The sequence below is a fragment of the Halobacteriovorax vibrionivorans genome, from assembly GCF_003346865.1.
Taxonomy (GTDB): Bacteria; Bdellovibrionota; Bacteriovoracia; order Bacteriovoracales; family Bacteriovoracaceae; genus Halobacteriovorax_A; species Halobacteriovorax_A vibrionivorans.
In genome coordinates, this window is record NZ_QDKL01000002.1 from 441,349 (window position 1) to 461,276 (window position 19,928).

At 35.5% G+C, this 19,928-nt stretch carries 23 protein-coding genes; 8 read left to right on the top strand and 15 right to left on the bottom strand.

From position 1 onward, the window contains the following. Positions 1-49 precede the first annotated feature (49 nt). The 10 genes from DAY19_RS07915 to DAY19_RS07960 all read right to left on the bottom strand — a co-directional run bounded on the left by DAY19_RS07915 (position 50) and on the right by DAY19_RS07960 (position 7,770). Positions 50-1,330, bottom strand: a complete 1,281-nt coding sequence (locus tag DAY19_RS07915) for a TRAP transporter large permease (protein WP_115361141.1) — start codon at positions 1,328-1,330, stop codon at positions 50-52. After that, positions 1,330-1,791 (bottom strand): TRAP transporter small permease, encoded by a 462-nt coding sequence (locus DAY19_RS07920; RefSeq protein ID WP_115361143.1) that lies wholly within the window; start codon positions 1,789-1,791, stop codon positions 1,330-1,332. The genes DAY19_RS07915 and DAY19_RS07920 overlap by 1 nt, the downstream gene beginning before the upstream one ends. Then, the gene (locus DAY19_RS07925; protein WP_115361145.1) at positions 1,788-2,789 is read right to left on the bottom strand and encodes a C4-dicarboxylate TRAP transporter substrate-binding protein; all 1,002 of its coding nucleotides are present in this window, start codon (positions 2,787-2,789) and stop codon (positions 1,788-1,790) included. The genes DAY19_RS07920 and DAY19_RS07925 overlap by 4 nt, the downstream gene beginning before the upstream one ends. Positions 2,790-2,897: 108 nt before the next feature. Beyond that, complete coding sequence (locus DAY19_RS07930) at positions 2,898-3,749, bottom strand: SDR family oxidoreductase (protein WP_115361147.1); 852 nt, start codon at positions 3,747-3,749, stop codon at positions 2,898-2,900. A gap of 18 nt (positions 3,750-3,767) precedes the next feature. Then, complete coding sequence (gene ygiD, locus DAY19_RS07935; RefSeq protein WP_370454593.1) at positions 3,768-4,568, bottom strand: 4,5-DOPA-extradiol-dioxygenase; 801 nt, start codon at positions 4,566-4,568, stop codon at positions 3,768-3,770. Between the two features lie 257 nt (positions 4,569-4,825). Further along, positions 4,826-5,023, bottom strand: a complete 198-nt coding sequence (locus DAY19_RS07940) for a cold-shock protein (protein ID WP_115361149.1) — start codon at positions 5,021-5,023, stop codon at positions 4,826-4,828. 16 nt (positions 5,024-5,039) lie between these two features. Then, on the bottom strand, positions 5,040-5,738 hold the full coding sequence (locus tag DAY19_RS07945; RefSeq protein WP_133296915.1) for a class I SAM-dependent methyltransferase: 699 nt from the start codon (positions 5,736-5,738) through the stop codon (positions 5,040-5,042). 305 nt (positions 5,739-6,043) lie between these two features. Then, complete coding sequence (locus DAY19_RS07950) at positions 6,044-7,090, bottom strand: methyltransferase domain-containing protein (protein ID WP_115361153.1); 1,047 nt, start codon at positions 7,088-7,090, stop codon at positions 6,044-6,046. 98 nt (positions 7,091-7,188) lie between these two features. Then, positions 7,189-7,482 carry a hypothetical protein gene (locus DAY19_RS07955; RefSeq protein ID WP_115361155.1) on the bottom strand — a complete coding sequence of 98 codons (294 nt, stop codon included), beginning with the start codon at positions 7,480-7,482 and terminating at the stop codon, positions 7,189-7,191. Positions 7,483-7,572: 90 nt separating this feature from the next. Continuing rightward, complete coding sequence (locus DAY19_RS07960) at positions 7,573-7,770, bottom strand: hypothetical protein (protein ID WP_115361157.1); 198 nt, start codon at positions 7,768-7,770, stop codon at positions 7,573-7,575. Between the two features lie 255 nt (positions 7,771-8,025). Here DAY19_RS07960 and DAY19_RS07965 point away from each other — a divergent pair, with 255 nt between their 5' ends. The 4 genes from DAY19_RS07965 (at position 8,026) to DAY19_RS07980 (ending at position 11,661) form a co-directional block, all read left to right on the top strand. Then, positions 8,026-9,774 (top strand): hypothetical protein, encoded by a 1,749-nt coding sequence (locus tag DAY19_RS07965; RefSeq protein WP_115361159.1) that lies wholly within the window; start codon positions 8,026-8,028, stop codon positions 9,772-9,774. A gap of 11 nt (positions 9,775-9,785) precedes the next feature. Further along, positions 9,786-10,616 carry a LysR family transcriptional regulator gene (locus DAY19_RS07970; protein ID WP_115361161.1) on the top strand — a complete coding sequence of 277 codons (831 nt, stop codon included), beginning with the start codon at positions 9,786-9,788 and terminating at the stop codon, positions 10,614-10,616. Positions 10,617-10,829: 213 nt separating this feature from the next. After that, positions 10,830-11,183 carry a hypothetical protein gene (locus DAY19_RS07975; protein WP_115361163.1) on the top strand — a complete coding sequence of 118 codons (354 nt, stop codon included), beginning with the start codon at positions 10,830-10,832 and terminating at the stop codon, positions 11,181-11,183. A gap of 37 nt (positions 11,184-11,220) precedes the next feature. Continuing rightward, positions 11,221-11,661 carry a methylglyoxal synthase gene (locus tag DAY19_RS07980; RefSeq protein WP_115361166.1) on the top strand — a complete coding sequence of 147 codons (441 nt, stop codon included), beginning with the start codon at positions 11,221-11,223 and terminating at the stop codon, positions 11,659-11,661. On the opposite strand, the gene DAY19_RS07985 is transcribed toward DAY19_RS07980, so the two are convergent. Both DAY19_RS07985 and DAY19_RS07990 read right to left on the bottom strand, forming a co-directional pair. Next, positions 11,658-12,824, bottom strand: coding sequence for a hypothetical protein (locus DAY19_RS07985; protein WP_133296916.1), 1,167 nt, complete (start codon positions 12,822-12,824; stop codon positions 11,658-11,660). The two genes, DAY19_RS07980 and DAY19_RS07985, sit on opposite strands and share 4 nt — an antisense overlap. A 38-nt stretch (positions 12,825-12,862) precedes the next feature. After that, positions 12,863-13,348, bottom strand: a complete 486-nt coding sequence (locus tag DAY19_RS07990) for a hypothetical protein (protein WP_115361169.1) — start codon at positions 13,346-13,348, stop codon at positions 12,863-12,865. A gap of 145 nt (positions 13,349-13,493) precedes the next feature. Here DAY19_RS07990 and rluF point away from each other — a divergent pair, with 145 nt between their 5' ends. Beyond that, entirely contained in the window at positions 13,494-14,423 is a 930-nt protein-coding gene (rluF, locus tag DAY19_RS07995) for a 23S rRNA pseudouridine(2604) synthase RluF (protein WP_115361171.1), read from the top strand. Between the two features lie 3 nt (positions 14,424-14,426). Here the strand turns inward: rluF and DAY19_RS08000 are convergent, their stop codons facing one another. Continuing rightward, complete coding sequence (locus DAY19_RS08000; RefSeq protein ID WP_115361173.1) at positions 14,427-15,098, bottom strand: hypothetical protein; 672 nt, start codon at positions 15,096-15,098, stop codon at positions 14,427-14,429. Positions 15,099-15,190: 92 nt separating this feature from the next. After that, positions 15,191-15,883: a hypothetical protein gene (locus tag DAY19_RS08005; RefSeq protein WP_133296917.1), complete on the bottom strand. Its 693-nt coding sequence runs from the start codon at positions 15,881-15,883 to the stop codon at positions 15,191-15,193. Between the two features lie 234 nt (positions 15,884-16,117). Here DAY19_RS08005 and DAY19_RS08010 point away from each other — a divergent pair, with 234 nt between their 5' ends. After that, a complete protein-coding gene (locus DAY19_RS08010; RefSeq protein ID WP_115361177.1) occupies positions 16,118-17,152 on the top strand; it encodes an NAD-dependent epimerase/dehydratase family protein in 1,035 nt (344 codons plus the stop codon). 5 nt (positions 17,153-17,157) lie between these two features. Here DAY19_RS08010 and DAY19_RS08015 read toward each other — a convergent pair whose 3' ends face one another. Next, on the bottom strand, positions 17,158-18,450 hold the full coding sequence (locus tag DAY19_RS08015) for an ABC1 kinase family protein (protein WP_115361179.1): 1,293 nt from the start codon (positions 18,448-18,450) through the stop codon (positions 17,158-17,160). A 59-nt stretch (positions 18,451-18,509) separates the two neighbouring features. Here DAY19_RS08015 and DAY19_RS08020 point away from each other — a divergent pair, with 59 nt between their 5' ends. Continuing rightward, complete coding sequence (locus DAY19_RS08020) at positions 18,510-19,274, top strand: SDR family NAD(P)-dependent oxidoreductase (protein ID WP_115361181.1); 765 nt, start codon at positions 18,510-18,512, stop codon at positions 19,272-19,274. Then, on the top strand, positions 19,268-19,918 hold the full coding sequence (locus DAY19_RS08025) for a flavin reductase family protein (RefSeq protein ID WP_115361183.1): 651 nt from the start codon (positions 19,268-19,270) through the stop codon (positions 19,916-19,918). Before DAY19_RS08020 ends, DAY19_RS08025 begins: the two co-directional genes overlap by 7 nt. Positions 19,919-19,928 lie beyond the last annotated feature (10 nt).

The window sequence follows — 19,928 nt, forward strand, 5'->3', positions numbered from 1 at the left end:
CACTGCGAAACAAAAGGTGCATGGCACCGCCTTAAAGTAACGCACTTTACTATAATAAGTTTGGTAAGAATAAAACAACGGCCGGCCAATACGTCACTAAAAGCAATGTTAGCAGTAAAGCAATAATGAATGGCCAAATCTCTTTAACAAACTCACCTATTGTGACACCTGTAATGGAACAAGTCGTAAACATCATGGAGCCAAAAGGGGGCGTTACCCCACCAATCATAATATTAACGATGAGAACCGCGCCAAAGTGAATTGGATCAATACCAAGCTGAGTCGCCACAGGAACAACAAGTGGCGCAATGATAATGAGAGCAGCACCACCCTCAAGAAACATCCCCATTGCTAATAAAAGGACATTCATAATAGCAAGCATAACGTATTTATTCTGAGTTAAGCTTAGTAGGACCTCTGTAAGTCGTTGAGGAATCTGTTCCCAATTTAAGTAATAACCAAATACAGAAGCCGATACAATAATAAGAACAACAGTTCCCGTTCCATAGATTGTATCTTTCATAATAGGGATAAAGTGTTCTTTCTTAAGTTCCTTATAGATCAAAATACCAATTAGGACAGATGCTAAGACGGCGATTGCTCCCGCTTCCGTTGGAGTGAATAGACCAAATCGTAGTCCTAGAATAACTCCAAATGGTAGCGCAAGAGACCACATTGAATCAATAAACTGCATGGCAATTTCTTTACTATTTGCTTTTATTTCACGAGTTGGCTTATAGCCACGTTTTTTTGAGATAATTGCCACTGTGATCATAAGTGCGGCGGCCATAATTAGGCCAGGAGCATAACCAGCAGCAAACATTTTAGCTACTGAAACCTGAGCAATAAGTGCATATATAATAAGAACAATCCCAGGAGGAATGACTGGTGAGATAGCCGATGAAGCAGCAGTAATCGCAGCAGAGAATGCCTTACTATAGCCACGCTCTTGCATTTGTGGAACAAGGATCTTACTTTGCATGGCCGCATCAGCATTGGCAGAACCAGATACGCCACCCATAAATGTAGAAAGAACAACATTAACTTGCGCCATGCCACCAGTTAGATGACCGGTAAGCACATCGGCCATTTGCATAAGCTTTGCACTAATTCCAGAGTAATTCATAACAGATCCTGCCATGACAAAGAATGGGATTGCTAAGAGTGGAAATGATGCTGTTGCAGTAATAAACTTTTGTAAGACTAAGTCTGTTGGCATTCCTGCATCCATGAATGTGAAATAGAAAATCGATGCGCCAAATAGAGCAAAGGCAATTGGTAAGCTAGAAAAATAAAGAATGAAAACAATTGCTACTGGTAAGTATTCCATTATGCTCTCCTCCCCTTTACATCTTCAATTAAAAACTTAATGGAGTGAAAAGAGATAAGGCCAAAGCCAAAGATAAGAGCACTATTATAAACAGCTGAACTTATGCCTAGAACAGCAGTTGGTTTCTTATATGCAATAAATGTAAAGACAATACTTAGATAGAAGATGTAGCCGTTAATCAATATGGTAAGTAAGTGAGCAACAGTTCTAGCAATCTTTTCTTTTTCTGGTGAGAGTCTTACAATTAAAGCATCAATTCCTATATCCATTTTATTTTTATAGACGGCACTAGCACCAACAAAAACAGACCAAACAAAGCATATCGTTGAGACCTCTTCCGCCCAATATATACTGTAATTAAAAAGATATCGTAAGATGACATTCAAAATAACTAAGCAAACCATTATAATAAGAAAGCTTCCGCTAATAATCTCTTCAAAGTTTTTTAGAAATAATTTCATATGCGCTCTCTTATACTTTTAAGCTCATTTTGGATTTTATTATACATTTGAAGATTTACTCCAGGTAAGCTTTCAAATACATTCTTCGTTCTTTTCTCAAATGAAGCACGATCTATTTCATTAAATTTAACCCCATGAGACTCGAGTTTTTTAACAACACTTGAGTGTTTAGACTTTAAAAGATTAATCATTTCACGTGCCTCAAAGTCAAATTCATCTTGTATGATTTTTTGATACTTCACAGGAATCTTTGCCCAGACTTCCGTTGAAATATAAACACCACAGACACCTAAAAAGTGCTTTGTAAGTGCTACATTCTTTTTTCCTGTCTCATAGACTTTTGTACTAATATTTGTAAATTCAGATCCTTCAAGTCCATCGACAACACCCTGTTGAACTGCACTAAATGTCTCCCCCCAAGGAAGAGGTGTTGCAGTTGCCCCCATTGCATTTAAAGTCTCAATAAAGAGCTTACTTCCAGGAGTTCTAAGTTTTACTCCTTCTAAGTCCTCAGGGGTTCTTACAACCTTATCCGTAATAAGGTTCCTAAATCCAAAAATATATTCAAGTGAAAGTATTTTAATTCCTTGTTTTTCTAATTTCTTGGCCCAATCCTTAACCATCTGTGTCTTTATCAGCTCTGTGTATTCATCATAGCTATTATAAAGCATGGGACCAACAAGGGCAGTGAACTCAGGAACATAGTCTCCAATATAAGAAGGGTCTTCCACAGAAATAAAATGGGCTCCTCTAGCAACAAGCTCTACTCCATCTTTATAAGTTGCAATTTGGCCTTGGGGAAAAGTTAAAATTTTCACCGCTCCATTCGTTTTTTCATCAATTCGTTTAGCTACTTTATCCATTGAAAGAGTTAGGTCTTCTTTAGGGCTAAAGACATGACTTAAGCGTAATTTTATTTTGAACTTTGACGGATCTTTCGTCTCAGATGGACGACAAGAAATTATGCACAGTAATGCACAGATGAAAATCAACTTCATAAAAACTCTCTCATTGACGTTTATAAGATAATTATAACTTGTTTAGAGGGATTTCCAAGAAAGATTTAAGAAAATAAGGAGATGCTTAGCACCCCCTTCATATATGAATTAAGCAATCCTTTTGATGGTCTCTTTCATTGACTCTGTAGGACGACCGATTAATCTCGATAAATCCTTACTTTCAGAATAAAGTCCTCCTTTTGAGGCGCCAATTTCTGAGTCGGCCAACATATCCGCAATCACTTCAGGAAGACCTGCCTGAAGTAAAACGTCTCTGTACTCACTTTGAGTCATATTCTTATAAGAGATATCTCTTCCATATTGCTCGCCAATTAGAGTTGCAAATTCACTTAAATTATAAGAAGTATCACCTGCTAATTCGTATACCTTACCAGCATGGCCATTATCTGTTAAAACGTTTGCCGCGGCCAATGCATAATCATTTCTTGGAGCTGATGATATTCTCCCCTCTCCAGCACAGCCGAGAACAACAGAATGCTCCAATATAGTCGGAATTCCCATTGTGTAATTCTCTGAATACCAACCATTTCTTAAAATTGTTGTCTTAATATCAAGATCATTTATTAGTTTTTCAGTAGCAAGATGTTCTTCAGCAAGTCCTAATGGTGAATTGTCTGCTTCGAGAATACTTGTATAGGCTAAATGTTTCACTGAAGAATCTCTTACAATATCAATGACATTTTGATGTTGTGAAAGTCTTTTTCCTACTTCACTTGATGAGATAAGTAGTAATTTTTCAACTCCTTCTAAAGCAGATCTAAGACTATCAGGCTTCTCATAGTCTCCATACCTAACCTGTACGCCCTTTTTGGCAAACTCATCGAGTTTATCTGTTGAGCGTGCAATGGCAACAATCGACTTTGGTTTTACACCTTTATCTAATAAATTCTTTATAACTAATTGACCGAGTTGGCCTGAAGCTCCTGTTAAAGCGATCATATTTTCCTCCAATAATTATTAATAATAACGAACTGATCTCATTGATAATGAACCAAGTTCAAAGCCTTCATAATCAAATGTAATTTTATCTTCTTCTAAGCTAGAACCTAAAACGTATAAAAGAGGTAGGTAGTGCTCATCTGTTGGAATGCTAAATTTACCAGCTTGAGTCTTAAGGGCATCACTCACTAGCGGAGCATCTTCTCTTTTAAGAAGTTTATCTTTTACCCATTCATCAAACTCGATGGCCCAGTCAAGGCCTAAGTATCGATGCTTACGACTCATCATTCTTAAATTATGTACAATATTCCCACTTCCCATAATCATGACACCTTCATCTCTTAAGAACCTTATCTTTTTTCCAAGTTCGTAGTGATATTCATACGACTGATTGCGATCGAGACTCAATTGAACAACTGGTATATCCGCTTCAGGAAAAACATGTTTTAAAACTGACCATGTTCCATGATCAAGACCCCACTGCTTCTTATCAATATTAACTCGAGGCTTATTTATGGCCTTAGCAATCTCATCAGCTAAGCTGGCATTTCCATCTGCAGGATATCGAACATCATATAATGCTTGTGGAAAACCATAGAAGTCATGAATTGTCTTTGGATGATCCATTCCGGTAACCCAAGTTCCTTCAGTTTCCCAATGGGCCGAGATCATAAGCACGGCCTTTGGTCTTGAATAATCACGACGTAGTCCCTGTCCTAATTTTTCTAATTTTTTTGTAAAGTCGTTACTTTCAATGGCATTCATAGGTGATCCATGACCTAAAAATATTGCTGGCATTCTTTCTTTTTTAGTTGTCATAAACTTTCTCCCAAGCACTGCTGATGCTAGGCCAAAAAGAATTCCTGTAATAGCTTGGCGTCTTCCAAGTTTCATCATAGCAGTCTCCTGGCCGGTGATAATCTTAATTATTACCAAAAATCACATGTTGCAAAAGACTACAAATATGCAACCCAGTGTTGCCACAAAGGAACGCTAAAAAAGAATATAAAATATTGAAATAATAGGAAAAAAAAGAGAAGCCAAGAATAGGCCCCTCTTTTTAAATTCTTCTTAAATTAAGAAAGAGATTTAACTTGAACAGCACATGGACCTTTTTGTCCTTCACCTACTTCAAATTCAACTTTTTCGTCATCTCTAAGAGTGTTACCTTCAACACCTGAGATATGTACGAAAAGATCTTGTCCACCATCGTCTGGCTTAATAAATCCAAAACCTTTCTCATCATTAAAAAACTTTACTGTACCTGTAGCCATAATTTTCTCCTAGCTATTAAAATTTTGTTAGATCTGTGATCGAACTATATATCTTAAGTTCACCTGAACTTAAAAAACCATTTGCTATCCAAAATTGCTTATATTTTTTCTCAATTAAATAATCCACTCTCTCCCCCTTTGTAATAAGAAAGAAGTTGTAGTCATCAATACGAGTTACAAGTTCATCTAAGATGTCGGAAATATCTTGCATCTCACTGAAGTCATAAATAAAGTAAACCTGTGCCTTAGGTAGAACAAAGTCCTCTTCTAAAACATTCTCCAAAAGTATTTCGCAATTAAGTAATTCCATTCTCTCAAAGACGCGATTACCTTCTCTTTGTCTTTGTTTTAGAATTTCATATCCAATAAAGCGAGCTTCTGGAAAAATTGAGCTCATAACAAGCCCGATGCGGCCATAGCCAGCACCTATATCAACAATCTTGTGGATGTTGTAATCCTTTAATAAATAAAGGGCATCAAATAAATGATTATATGGAGTTTGTAATGCTTGAGGGTGTAACCCAATCCAAGTCTGTGTTCCATCGTAATGTTGCTTACGACTTGAATCATCTGCATCTTTATAATAAGCGCGGTACTTTTGAGAAAGCTTTTCTTCAATCTTTGTGATTTTATAACCTAGCTCACGATCAAGATTTTTGGCGTGAATGCGAGGGTGAATATTCTCATCAAGCATATATGTTCTAGGATTTCTCACCTTTTCACATAACAGCTCGGTCTTAGTTTGCGTCTTAATAATGAACTTACTCTAAATGTTAAATAGACAAATACTTTTAATTCTCTGCCGAGTTAATAATTTTGCACATCGAATTAAAATAGGAAGGAACTTTAAGATAAACAAGGAACTAACTATAAAAATCAAATACAATTAATTCCTTATACCGACTTTCTGCACACAGGGCAACAAATTAAAGTATTTAACGCGACTTACGGGTTATCTTTACACTAAAATTTTATATCCATTCACCTAAACAATACAATTTCAACAACTTACAATTATACTTATTCTCTTGTTTTAAATACACATAGATTACCTTCATCGATAATTACAGGTCTAGGCCAAGAGTTTTCTTCTGCAATATCCATAAGCCAGCCCCTAGCATTACCTTTTGTAATGATAGTTATCTCCTTATCTTTACTATATTCCACAATTTGCCCTAGCACATAGTGATATGTCTCTTTAGTAAAAGGATCATAGAGATAATAAACATCGGCTTCTGGAATCTTAAAAGAGGCCAGTGACAGATCCTGTACTTGAAAGCTTAAATTCTCTTCAAGGCCAAAAGCCTTTGTAGCTATATTTGATATTTCAACCCGATGAGGGACAAATTCATAACCAATGAAATCGACATCCGGACGCAAAAGAGAACACACTAATCCAACTCTCCCATAACCAGATCCAAGATCAATAACCTTTCCACCTTGCTTTAACTGCATATTCTCCATGGCCAATAAGATTGTAGAATAGCCAGATTGAACACCTACACCAGCTCCTGCATACAGCCTCTCTTTAATAGTAGAATCAAAAACCATATCTCGATCTAATTGGTAATTGAGGTTAAAGAGATCATCGAGATTATCAAATGTACGATAAAGATCAGGTCCCTTATGACCAAGACTTTGCAGTCGTCCTTCTTGGGCCTTTTCTTCGGCCAAGAAATAAAGACTCATCTCCTTTAAAGACTCAATAACAAATTCTTTTTGAGAGACCTCACATGCGCTAAGAATTTGTTTTAAAACATTTTCTTCAATTACTTTTGAGTCCTTGGCCACCTTTTTTAAATTCGTTTCACCACTAGCAATTAAAAAATCTTTTAAAAAAGATATTCTTAATAAGTCGTTTGAAAAAAGTGGAGTCATAAAATCACAGTACGAAATATCTCGTTCATCTTGACGCTTTAGCCATAATTGATCCTTAAGAAAACCTGTGACAGTGACAAGAAATGCCGAATTAATGTAGAGGTGTGCAAGTTGAATAGGCCCTAATTCTAGAGTACTAGGGTTCTTGCCTTCTAGTAGTCCTAGAAAAGTTTCTTTTGAAAGATTCATTTAGCTTTTACCTTGATGCTAATACGATCATGGTTGCTATGCATGAGCCTATTTATTATTGATGACTATATCTTACGTTCTAACAGTGATGAAGTAAATTAGATTCGACAGAAGTAGCCTGTTGCCTCGAGGTTGACTCTAAAAACTCCTTCTTTCGAGTCTATCACCACACGATTAACGTGAAAGTCTTCAGCTTTACTAAGCAATATATCCTCGGCCAAAGACGTAGCGACAAACGGCATGATACTAAAGCCCGTTGCAGAGAAATTTGCTACTGCCGAACAATTATTATTAACATCATCGACAATTGCCACTTCATCTAAGTTCATATTTTTAGATGCACAGCTTGTTAAAAGAATCAGAAAAATAGAAATATGAAAAAGTCCTCTCAAACTATTGTATCCTTTAAAAGGCCTTTTCGGCCGAGAAACCGAAAAGGCAATTTTGGGGTTTACTGCTGCATGAAGAAACAAACAGCAATCTTAATTATGTTTTAAATAATTGTCCTCAACTTTAAAGTTGGAAAACTTCTTTTGCAGCTCGGCCATTTCCATAGTTATCTCTTCTAAGACAGCTAGCTTCTTATTAATCGACTTATACCAACGTAAAGCCTGATAGAGTGCTAGAAATAGAAATAAGTTTGCAAACGTAAATAGAATAAAAAAAACAAGTAAATTCATCGAGCTCCCTTAATAACTGACTTCTCGTCTAATATTTTCAGATACTTAAGAACTTTTTATTAGTTTATGTTTTAATTAAGTTTAACTGTATATCTTACTGAAATCACAACACTAAAGTTTGCCATGTAAAACTTTAATTCGATAAGCAATATTTTCTTCAGATAAGCAAATGCTTAAACTTTAAGCGGCCGTACAAAATTCCACGGCCAAGATGCCATATCTATTATAAATGACGTTCAACTTCTGGCATCTTCTTTGCATTTAATTACAGGAATGAGAGAGATCCTATTTATAACATTTTTATGCAGTCTGAATGTATTTGCAGACATTGATTTCACAATCGAGAAATCATTCTATCAAGATCATCAAATTAAATATGACGCCAAGGAATTAACTTATAATAGTGAATATAATGAAAGCTCATATTGGTTTAAAACTAAGTATCGTGAATTTATTATTGGCAATATTGTTAATTGCCTTGAAAATAATTGCACGACATACCATCAGCGTGATCTCGATGAAATCTATAATGAATCACAGAATCAATTTGGAGAAAAAGACGCACAAGTATATTTCTCAAATGTCGTTGCCGGTCTCGTTATCTCTGCAGATGACTCACTAGAAAGACAAAATATTCTTTCAGAAGCGAAAGAATATATGAATTTCAATCAAAAAATTTATATCGGACATATACTGGGCCATATGATGAACAATCACTATGATCACGACCGCGACCCAGATGGAATTGTTTCACAAGACGAAATCTATAGAGCACAACGAAATGGGTATGATGCTGGTGTTTGCCGTGATATCGCGGTAGCACAAGCAACAGTCCTTAAAGACCTAGGTATTAGTGAAACATATATACTCGCCTATGCAACGGCTGGAGATGGCCATGCCATGGTTATTGCGCAAGATCCTGATAATAAGGATCGAATCGTTAGCTTAAATTATGGAGAAGTTAGAATTAATGAATCGCAAAGTGCTCAAGGACTATCTCAAGATTCAAGTCTTGCTGACTTTGGAATTAGTTATCGCATATTTAATGCTGACGGAACACCTCACGATCGTCTATCAACTGAATTAGGTTATGTTTTAAATAAGGTACTAGGCTTCGATAATAACTTATCTTCACCTGGCTCTAAATTTGATGGTATCAACTTTAGCTCTGTTGATTATACTAAAGGTATTTTTACTGCAACTGCATTCTATTCAGATAATGCTTCGGGATTAAATACTCTTGGAGCAGGTGTATCTCTTAGAAGAGACACTGAACATTTAACACTAAATGCAGGAGCAACAGGATATCATTCCAGAAAAAGCTTGAAGCATCGTGAATTTCACAGTCAAAGTATAGGTATCTTTGGTGGCATAGAAGCACAACTTAGAACGGGAAAGACTGACTTTGGTTTCTTAAAGAATATATATGCTGATACAAGAGTACTCGTTAGTGGTTCGATGGGAAAAGGAGATTACTCAAATGAAAAACTCGATGAAAATAATGAGATCGATGCACTAGATGGTGACTACTTTAGAAGTGAGCATCATATGCTTGCCAGTTCTCTATATGCCGAAAGTAATTTTGCAAATATGACATGGAGAGGAATTGTTACTGCACATGCCTCTATTATGAAAGATGATATCAGAAATGAAAGTCACCATTCACTTCACTATCTTGGTACAACAATAAAAAATCAATTAAATACACCGATTTCTGATGAGTATACCCTTACTTTAGAAAACACACTCTACCTAAAACAAAATGGTTCAACGATGGACTTCAATGCTGAAGTGAGATCCGGTGATGATCTTTTCTCTTTTCAGTTAGGAACAAGTCGCCCTATCTCTGGTCAAACTGGTTACTGGACCACAGGCCACGAAAAAGAAACTTACTTTAAGTTAAAAGCAAATAGTAGAGACAATCGATTTAGCTTGGGACTAAAGATCGGAAAAACAGAATCACACGGAACCACATATAGACTCGAAAGTGAGTTTCGATTTTAAAGGAATCAATAATGTCGTTAATATTGGATGATATCAAATACTTTATTACCGTTAGTGAGACCTTGAATGTGACAAGGGCCTCAGAGAAAATCGGAATATCACAACCGGCCCTAAGCTATGCCATTAAGCGATTAGAAAGAGAGCTTGGAGGCGATCTACTAATAAGACTTAAGAATGGTATCCAGTTAACCAAACTTGGTGAAGAGTTTTTAAAACGTTCAAGAAAGCTAATCTTTGAATGGGAAGAGGCCCAGAACTTAGTATCTTCAGAAGGAGATATTGCTCAAGGAAGTTATACTTTTGCAATTCATCCATCTGTAGCACTTTACTCCCTTAAGTGCTTTATGCCAGAGCTTCAAAAAGAATACCCTAATATAGGATTTAATTTTATTCACGGTCTTTCAAGAGAAATGACAGAAAAGGTCATTAGCTGGGAAGCTGATTTTGGTATTGTTGTCAATCCAATAAAACACCCAGATCTTGTCATAAAAAAACTATGTCTTGATGAAGTATCGATCTTTCATTTAAAGAATGCAAAAAACAAACTGATACTTGATGCCAGTCTTAGTCAGTCACAATATATCTTAAAAAAAATTGCCAAGAAAATTGATTTTGATGGCCATATTAATTCAGCAAACTTAGAAGTTGTTGCCAATCTCACATCCTTGGGACTTGGTTATGGCCTTCTTCCATCAAGAGTTGCTGCTCAGTACCCTACTTTAAATAAACTAAAGACTGCGCCAATCTTTAAAGATGAAATTTGTCTTATCTACCGTCCTGAAAAACATCGAAATAAAGTTAGTAAAAAAATCATAGAAATTCTTAAAACATCAACCTATTAGCCTTAACTTTTTATTCACTAGTAATTCTACAAGAAGCAATTAAGAATAAGTCGCCATAAAATAAACAAGGCTTAAATATTTAAAATGACGAAAAAAAATTCATCTTGTCTTGACTCCTATTTTTTTGCTACCATAGTATTATCGAGAGGTAACCTACTGAATTTACACCTCTAAAGAATCTTTTTTACATTACAACAGTATCAAGGAGGCTTTATGTTTAAAGAAAGTAACTCGGGTTTTTCGATGCAACCAATGGTTTCTTACTTTGGTATTGAACTCAATCAAAACCAGTATCAAAAGATTAAACAAAAACTTGATAGGCTCATGGATCGATGCCCAGTAAGTAGTTCTTATAAACTTGATTTCAAGAAACACCAGACGAATTATATCGGACAACTGACAATCCAGTCCTATGGTAAGAAGTTTTATGCAAAGAAAGTTGCCCATACACCTTATCTAACTTTCACACTGTTAGAAGATGAAATTGATGATCAACTTTTGAAATGGAAAAGAGAAAGGTTTAGTAACTCACTAGCAAAAAATTTATCAGGACCAAGGGTCGCCTAAGCTTTACTTCATTAAATAGTGGGCATAAACTAAGGCTATGACAAAGAAAACAATAGCCTTAGTGGCCCACGACCATAGAAAAAATGACCTTATTCAATGGAGCTTAGAACATAAAGAAAAGCTTCAAAAACATAAACTTTGTGCAACAGGTACAACAGGTAAGCTTTTAGAAGAAAAGTTAGGTGTTACTATTGAAAAGTTTCTAAGTGGACCTATTGGTGGTGACTTTCAAATAGGAACGGCCATTGTTGAAGGTAAAATTGATATGCTTATTTTCTTTTGGGATCCTCTTGAGTCCATGGCCCACGATCCTGATATTAAAGCGCTTCTTAGAATTGCAACACTCTACAATATTCCGATGGCCTGTAATCAAACTAGTGCAGACTTCTTTATCAACTCTCCTCTTATGGAAAGTAAATACGACAAGAAGCTTACGGTTTTAAATAATTACACAAATGCTCGAAAAAGTTATAATTAGAATTTCATATTTGTAACAGGACAAATATATTCTTCAAGACGCTTCTTATAGCTATCTTCAAATTCTTCACGTGAAACTTTAGCAAGAGTACTAAACTCAGACTTCTTCATTTCAGCAACAAGATCAAATGGTAAATACATCTCAAGGGCAGCAAGACCACCATCTATAGACTCAATAAGATTCTTGTAACCTCTAATATAACCGAAAGCCTCATCTTGTCTCTTATAACCGTCGTAGAATGCCGTTACAATTTCAGCTTTTTCTTCCATAGAAAGAAGATCACTTTCACCTAGAACCTTTCCCCAATCATCCATAAATGGTCCAACTGGAATTAAGAACTGAGATGATTTTCTAAGACACTTTGGCTGTCTCATGGCCATATGGCGGTGATTTTCTTTTGAAGAAAATTCTTTATTTACCTTTCCAGTGTAAACTAGAATTGGATCATAATTTTCATTTAACTGGTGCCCAAGCTTAAAGATTCGCTTATAGAAAGCATCTTCAGGGTCCATATTCCACTGAACCATAACTCGGTCAAGATCACCAAAATTGTGGGCCATAAGAGGAGCCGCTCTAAGGAAATTGATATGATCCCTTTCCTCACGAAGCTTTAGCATAATAAGCTCTTCTTTTTTAATCTCTTCTAAAATGACATCGGCCATATCGCAGGCAAGTTCAGTCTTACGATTTTTAACAAGAGCGCAGTAAGCACCAATAGCAACACTTAGCCATGTTCCCTCATGAGTACTCATGACTGTATTATTATCGTTATTGTAGGCTTTGCGACTAGTTACTTGAGAGTAATCCCAAGTCCAAGATTCAATCGTTAAACGGGCCATCTTCTCTATATGCTTTGAGATATGCCCATGCTTCCAAAGAGTCTCACGGATTTGGTTATCCACATCGGTTGGAACAAAAGTACCAGCTGTTGCCCAATGAGCACTGATACAAATGTGGAAGTATTCAGCAAGATTAATATTATTTAGCTGTTTTAAATTCTTCTTGTAGAATTTGAGCTTTTCTAGAAAGGCCCTTTTCTCACCTGATGTATCTAGCTCACCTTTAAATAAGAAAGGGGCCGTGTTTTCAACGTGTTGAAGTAATATATTTGGTGCAATTCCTACACCTTGTAATGCCATACCGGACTTCTTCTTTTTGCTCATGGGCTTAAATAGCACAATAAAATAGAAGCTACTAGTAGTTAGTATTCTCTACAATTTTTGAAAATTATAATTCCATCTGCAGGTGAATCATAGAAGGCTTCTTCTAATTCCCATTCACTTAAACGAGAAGTACTAAAACGCTTTTCTACAATTTTAAGCTCACGAGACTTCTCATTATATGTAACCTTTGCAGTATCATAAGCGATAATAGGATCAAACTTGCAAAGAAAGCGAAAGCCTGGAGCAGCATTACAACGCCCCCTATCTTTATCATAGAAAATATTTGTACCAGAGATTCGTTCATTGGCCCAAAGCTGTCCTGGCCCCATTCCCCTTCTATCTTGATAGCGATATGTATATTCAATTCGCCCACCAGCGACTTCGGCATAGACATCACTTGCCTGATAAGGCTTGGTTTTAAAGTCAAAACGACGTAATTTTACAGATTTAAGATCTTTACAATGTATTTGCGCATAAATTTGTGACGCTGCTACTAACATAGCAAAAGTGATTAAGATTTTCATAATTCCCCCCAGAATTTGGAAGCTAATGTATCAGAATGATTAAATAATTCACCTTTAACTTAGTGAAATGTAACTTTTACTCAAAAAATAGCAATAAATCGTCTTAAACTATATTTATGAGTTAAAAATATGTTAAATAACTGGCATGGAAAATAATAATTCAATGAGAATTAATAAATATATTAGTCAGAGTGGAATCTGCTCTCGTCGTGAAGTTGATGACCTAATTGAACAACAGATCGTGAAGATAAATGGCAAGCTTGCTGAAATTGGAGATCGTGTATTTGAAGGCGATGTCGTTGAAGTAAGAGGCCAGGTTGTAAAACCAAAAGTTGCAGAAAAAGAAATTATTATTGCTTTAAATAAGCCTCGCGGTATTGTTTCCACAACAGAGAGTAGCGAAAAAGATAATATTGTCGATTACGTCAACCATGTTGAGAGAGTATTCCCAATTGGCCGACTTGATAAAGACTCACAAGGCTTAATTTTTCTAACTAATAACGGTGATATCGTTAACAAAATTCTTCGTGCAGGAAATAACCACGAGAAGGAATATGTCGTTACCGTTGATAAGCCCATCAATGATAAGTTTATAAATGGCATGGCCGGTGGAGTTCCGATTCTTGGAACTATGACGAAAAAATGTAAAGTCGAACAAATGAGCATGATGGTATTTAAAATCACCCTCGTTCAAGGACTAAATCGTCAGATTCGTAGAATGTGTGAATACTTTGGCTATAATGTAACAAAGCTAGATCGTATTCGAATTATGAATATAGGCCTTGATGGACTTGGAGTTGGTGACTGGCGAGAGCTCAACGATCAAGAAATTGCATCTCTTTATAAATTAATTGAAGGCTCTTCTTCAGAAGATCACCGCATTCAAAAAAGGTCTGCCCTTAAGGCCCAAGTTAAGAAAAAGCCACAACAACAGCAACAACGTAGAAAGAAAAAGAGTAAATACGACAAGCTCTTTAAAGAACTTGATAAAGAATTTAATTTAAGTGGAAAAACAACTAAGCGCGAAGAGAAACGAAAGCAGAATGCAAAAGGAAAGCATCGTCGTCGTAAGTAATAATCACTTTATCTTCCAAGTACCGTTTACATCTCGACATACCTCAACTATTTGTGAAGGTTGTCCCTCTTTATCAATAGTGAGTTCAATATTTAGAGTGTAACAATTATTCTTTTTATCTTGAGCGATAATTTCTAGACTTCCTGAGTTACCAGTTGTTGTGTTCTTCCAATACTCTTTTTTCTTAAGTCTTCCCGACTCAAGTAATTCGCGACCAGTCTTTTGTAATATACGGGAATCTGATTTTGTTAATTCAATACCATTAAAGGTGAAGACACTTCCGATAAGAGCAAATGGAGCCTTTACAACCCCTTTAAAAAAACCAACGACGGCACCAGAGCTTGACTCTTCCCCTATATTCTTAGCATCACCAACAATATCACCAGCTCTATTAACAAGTTCTTCTGCACGATCTAAAAAACTTGGTACTAACTCACGAGTCATTTTGACCTCTTTTAAAATCTTAGGCAATTGAGAGACAAATTTATTAACCATTGGAAGTGATTTTTGAATTTCATTTGAGGTTTGCAATATACTTTGAGGGACTTTATCAATTGTGGCAGAGATTTCAGGTACAAGCTTAAACGCCCTATGAAACTCAATAGTGAAGTTTATAATGGCCCCAGCCAAAACAAATAAACTTAATGATAAAACATAGGTCGCAGCATTTTTCATACAAAGACAATCTTATCACGATGAAAACTTGAAAAGAGTATAGTTAAGTTAATTTAGAGTTAAGAAAATAACATTATGACAACCTAGGCTTATTAACAGCCGTTATAGATTAGCCAATCTTGATTTTTAAAGTCACCTTTTAAAAAGTCTTTATATGGAATTGCTAGAATCCCATCACCTTCATATCCATGAGCATCGAGAATAATCCACTCTTCCTTAGAGTTGTTTAATTTTATCTCTAAAAGCCCAAAGAAATTCGTTACATTATTTGCTGCTCCAATATCTCCATCAATATTATAAACTTTAGAATAGACTGTATTCTTATCACAAGAGCTGGCTTCCTTTTTGACGTATTGACCATATTCAAGGTGTTTCTCCTTATTTTTCAAGATCATTGCCATATAGAAATGATCCTTATCACCAACAGTCGTAAAATAACGTATTTGATCCTGAGGGGATTTTATAATCGTAGATAAGCATTGTGGAGGCATAAATAGTTGAACTTCCTGAATACGTCTCCACTTAATCTCCATCCCCTTTGGAACATTGTAAAAGACCATTCGACTGTCTAAAGTGTTAATCTTTAAGAGAGCGCCTTTCGTCTTTTCACCACAGTTTTTATAAGAATACTCACTCACCTGTGCATTTATCTTTTTCTTACCTTTGTAAGTTGCTTGATAAACTTTATCAGAATCTAGTTTAGAAAATTTACTTTCAAGAATTAAAGATTTTTCTTTTTCAACTAATTTCCCCGTAAATACTTTTACATTGTGCTTATTCAACAATGAAGAACTCTTTAAAAACTGAAAAGCATTAGAATTATTCATTAATAAAAAAAGAGGAATAATCAGGGACAATCGCTTCATTTTACTACCTTCATATACTGAGTATTGATATCAATTTTAACTTACTAGAAAGAATCAATCTAGCTCAAACACTCCTATAACAATTAATAACAAGAACTTGACTGGGAGCAAACAGATAAATACCCTATTAAGAAAGTATAATAAGGGGATTTTATGCATATTGATAAAGACAAACCTATACTAGTAACTGGTGCTACAGGTTACTTAGCAAGCTGGATTGTAAAATACCTCTTAGAAGATGGCTTTACTGTACACTGTGCAGTTAGAGACCCACAAAATGAATTAAAGACTTCTCACCTAAGAAGTCTTACTAAAGACTCCAGTAAAATCAAATTCTTTAAATCAGATCTTATGATTGAAAACTCATATGAAGAGGCCATGAAAGGATGTGAAGTAGTTATTCATACCGCCTCTCCATTCTTTTATGACTTAAAAAAAGATCCTCAAAAAACATTGGTTGAACCCGCACTGAAGGGTACGAGAAATATTCTCAATACAGTAAATAAAATTGAAAGCGTAAAGAGAGTTGTCTTAACAAGTAGTATCGCAAGTATTTTCGGAGATACTATTGAGGCCAGTACCAGAAAAGATCCAACATTTACAGAAGCCGACTGGAATGACACCTCTTCGCTAGATCATGCACCATATTCATATTCTAAAGTTATGGCAGAGAAAGAAGCTTGGGATATCGAAGAAAAACAAAATCGTTGGCGTTTAGTCGTAATTAACCCATCTTGGATTATTGGGCCAGCAGTGAACCCAGAAGCAAGTTATGAGTCAAAAAAGATATTCAAGCAATTCTGTGATGGAACAATGGCCTTAGGCTGTCCAGATATAAACTTAGCAGTCGTAGATGTAAGAGATGTTGCAAAAGCTCATATCAACGCAGCAACAAACTTCCATATTGACGGAAGAAATATTATTTCCGCAGCAAATTGTAACTTACTTGATATTGGAAGAATATTAAGAAATGAAGTGGGAGGTTTACTATTTCCACGCTTTCATCTTCCAAAGTTTCTACTGTGGTTAATTGCCCCATTTGTTGATTTCACAAGAGAGTACGTAAAAAAGAACGTTGGTCATCAAATATACTTTGATAACTCAAAATCCTTAAAGTTAGAGCTTGTTAATTATCGTCCAATTAATGAAACGATAAAAGAATATTACAATCAGCTCTATCGTAAATAGATTATTTATTTGATAAGATCAGACTCACCAGATATTTCTAAAACTTCTTTTAGCAAAGACCGTACATCAAAGCATGCTTCTAGCTTTTGAAGAACAAAGAATACTCCGCCTATTTTTCGATCTAAGAATATCGTGTGACGAGAAGGATTTCCAACAGCAACTTCTTTCATTAATCTTGGTGCCATCTCCATAACCTTATCGGCGACATTTGAGCGCCCCCAGTCATAAACTCCATCCTGAAAAGGGGCAGCTATAATTCTCGCATACTCCCAAAAAAAGTCCTCATTTGTTTGCTTATTCTTTGATAGATAATCCATATCATATAAGTTTTGGAAGAATAATTTTCGATCTAGATTTGCACAAGCAATAATTAAAGTTTGATAACCTTTTAAGAAACTATCAGGGGGTGTTTTAGATGCTCCAAAGTCAATGAGTCCCCATTGATTATTAGGAAGTAAAATATAATTTCCCATATGAACGTCAGTTTGTACTTTTTTAAAGTGGAAAAGTTCAAGAAACATAAGACGCATAAATTCACGACCTAACTCATTTCGGTCATCTTGAGAGAGATTTAGATGTTCTAACTCTCTTAAACTATGGCCATCAAGATACTCCATGGTAAGAACTTTTTCATTTGAAAATTCTTCTAAAATATCGGGAACTTTAAATTGAGGATAGTCCTTTAATAATTCTCTAAATTTATTAATTGATTTTGCTTCTTCTATATAATTTGTTTCTAAAAAGAGCATATCTTCAATTTCTTCATATATTTCACGAAGATCCACTTCCTTAGGAATGACATTAAGGATCTTCATTAACATCTTAAGTGCCTTCACATCATTCTTAATGGCCTTTCGTACACCTTTGTATTGGATCTTCATGGCATAGCGTGCATTTTCATATGTAGCCAGATGGACTTGCCCTAAACTAGCGGCAGCAATAGGCTCCTCTTCTATTTCCAGACGATCTAGAAAGTCTATAGGAACTTGAGTTTTGACTTGCTCCCAATCTAAATAATAAGATTGGTTCTCTAATTGCTTTAAAACTTTTTGGGCCTCAGAAGGTAAGAAGGCACCAGCATATGTAGAAAGAAGTTGCCCAGCTTTCATCAATGAACCTTTCATTACACCAAGTTCATTTGCTATTAATTCAACATGGGGGCCAATCCCACCACTTAGCTTATTTTTAAGATCTTCATTACGTTTAGACCAAACATCCTTGCCCATTTTCAAGGCCAATTTGGCAACCCCCATTTGTCTGGAGATAAATTTATTTTTAATTTTATTTATTTTTTTCATCTGTCCATTTATTCTAACACTAACAATATAAGATAACTCTATTTTTTCGAGGGCATATTATGTCATTCAGGCTTAACAGTTGTAATTACGCATTGATAGTAGGTGCTGGCCATGGAATTGGTTTTGGACTTGTTCATGCCCTACTAGTAAAAAATTCAAAAACTAGAATTATGGCCACTTATCGAAAAAGAGAAAATGCTGAAAAGCTCCTATCTTTACAAAGTGAGTACAAAGATCGTTTAGAGATCATACAAATAGATGCAACTAAAGAGAGTGAAATTTGTAACCTTTCAAATTCAATTAAAGAAAAGAATATTGGATTAGATCTCATCATCAACTGTATAGGTATGCTTCATAATGATGATATCTTACCTGAAAAATCTCTTAAGGACTTTAACTGTGAAGCATTTATTGAGGTTATGAGAGTTAATTCAATTGTTACACCATTACTGGCCAAACATTTTGAAAAACAACTCAATAACGATGTAACAAGTGTCTTTGCAACGATTTCTGCTAAAGTGGGAAGTATTGAAGATAATCGCATCGGAGGTTGGTATAGTTATCGTGCTTCAAAAGCGGCCTTAAATATGTTGATTAAAACTATTGCAATTGAGTTTACAAGAAAGCGAAAGAAATGTGTTGTCTTAGCTGTTCACCCTGGAACGACTAAGACAGAGCTTTCGCAGCCATTTATTAAAAGAACTACTTATAAGATTCACGAGACACATGAAACAGCATCGAATATACTAAATGTAATTGAGAACCGAGATAGTCATGACACAGGTAAGTTTCTATCTTGGGATGCACAGGAGCTTCCATGGTAAAAGACAACATAAAAAGAATCAGTGAAGAGGATTTTAAAGCATTTGATGATCGAAAAAGAGTTAAGGTTATTAATTCTTTATCTGGCTTTAAATCAGCGAATCTAATTGGAACAATAAATAATCAAGGTCAAACAAACCTATCGGTAGTAAGTTCTGTCGTTCACTTAGGCGCTTCCCCTGCTCTTATTGGCATGGTCATTAGACCAGATGTATCCAGAAGGGATACTCTTAATAATATTCGTGAAAATGGTGAGTTCACAATTAATCATATCAATGAAGAAATAGTCGAAAAGGCCCACCAAACAAGTGCTCGCTATCCACAAGATGTAAGTGAGTTTAATGCTTGTAAACTGACTGAAGAAATTAAAGACAATTTTAAAGCTCCATTTGTAGCAGAATCAAAAATTAAGTTCTCAGTTAAATTTGTTAGAGAAATAAAAATCGAAGAGAATGGAACACATTTTATTATTGGCGAGATAAAGAACGTCTACTTACCAGAATCTTGTATATGTGATGATGGCCATATTGATATTCATCTAGCTCAGACAGTTTGTGTATCGGGCCTAGATTCATACTCAAAGCCGAAGCATATAGGTAGGTTAAGCTACGCTAAACCAGATAAGGCCTTACATTGGATTAAGTAAGGCCTTAGAA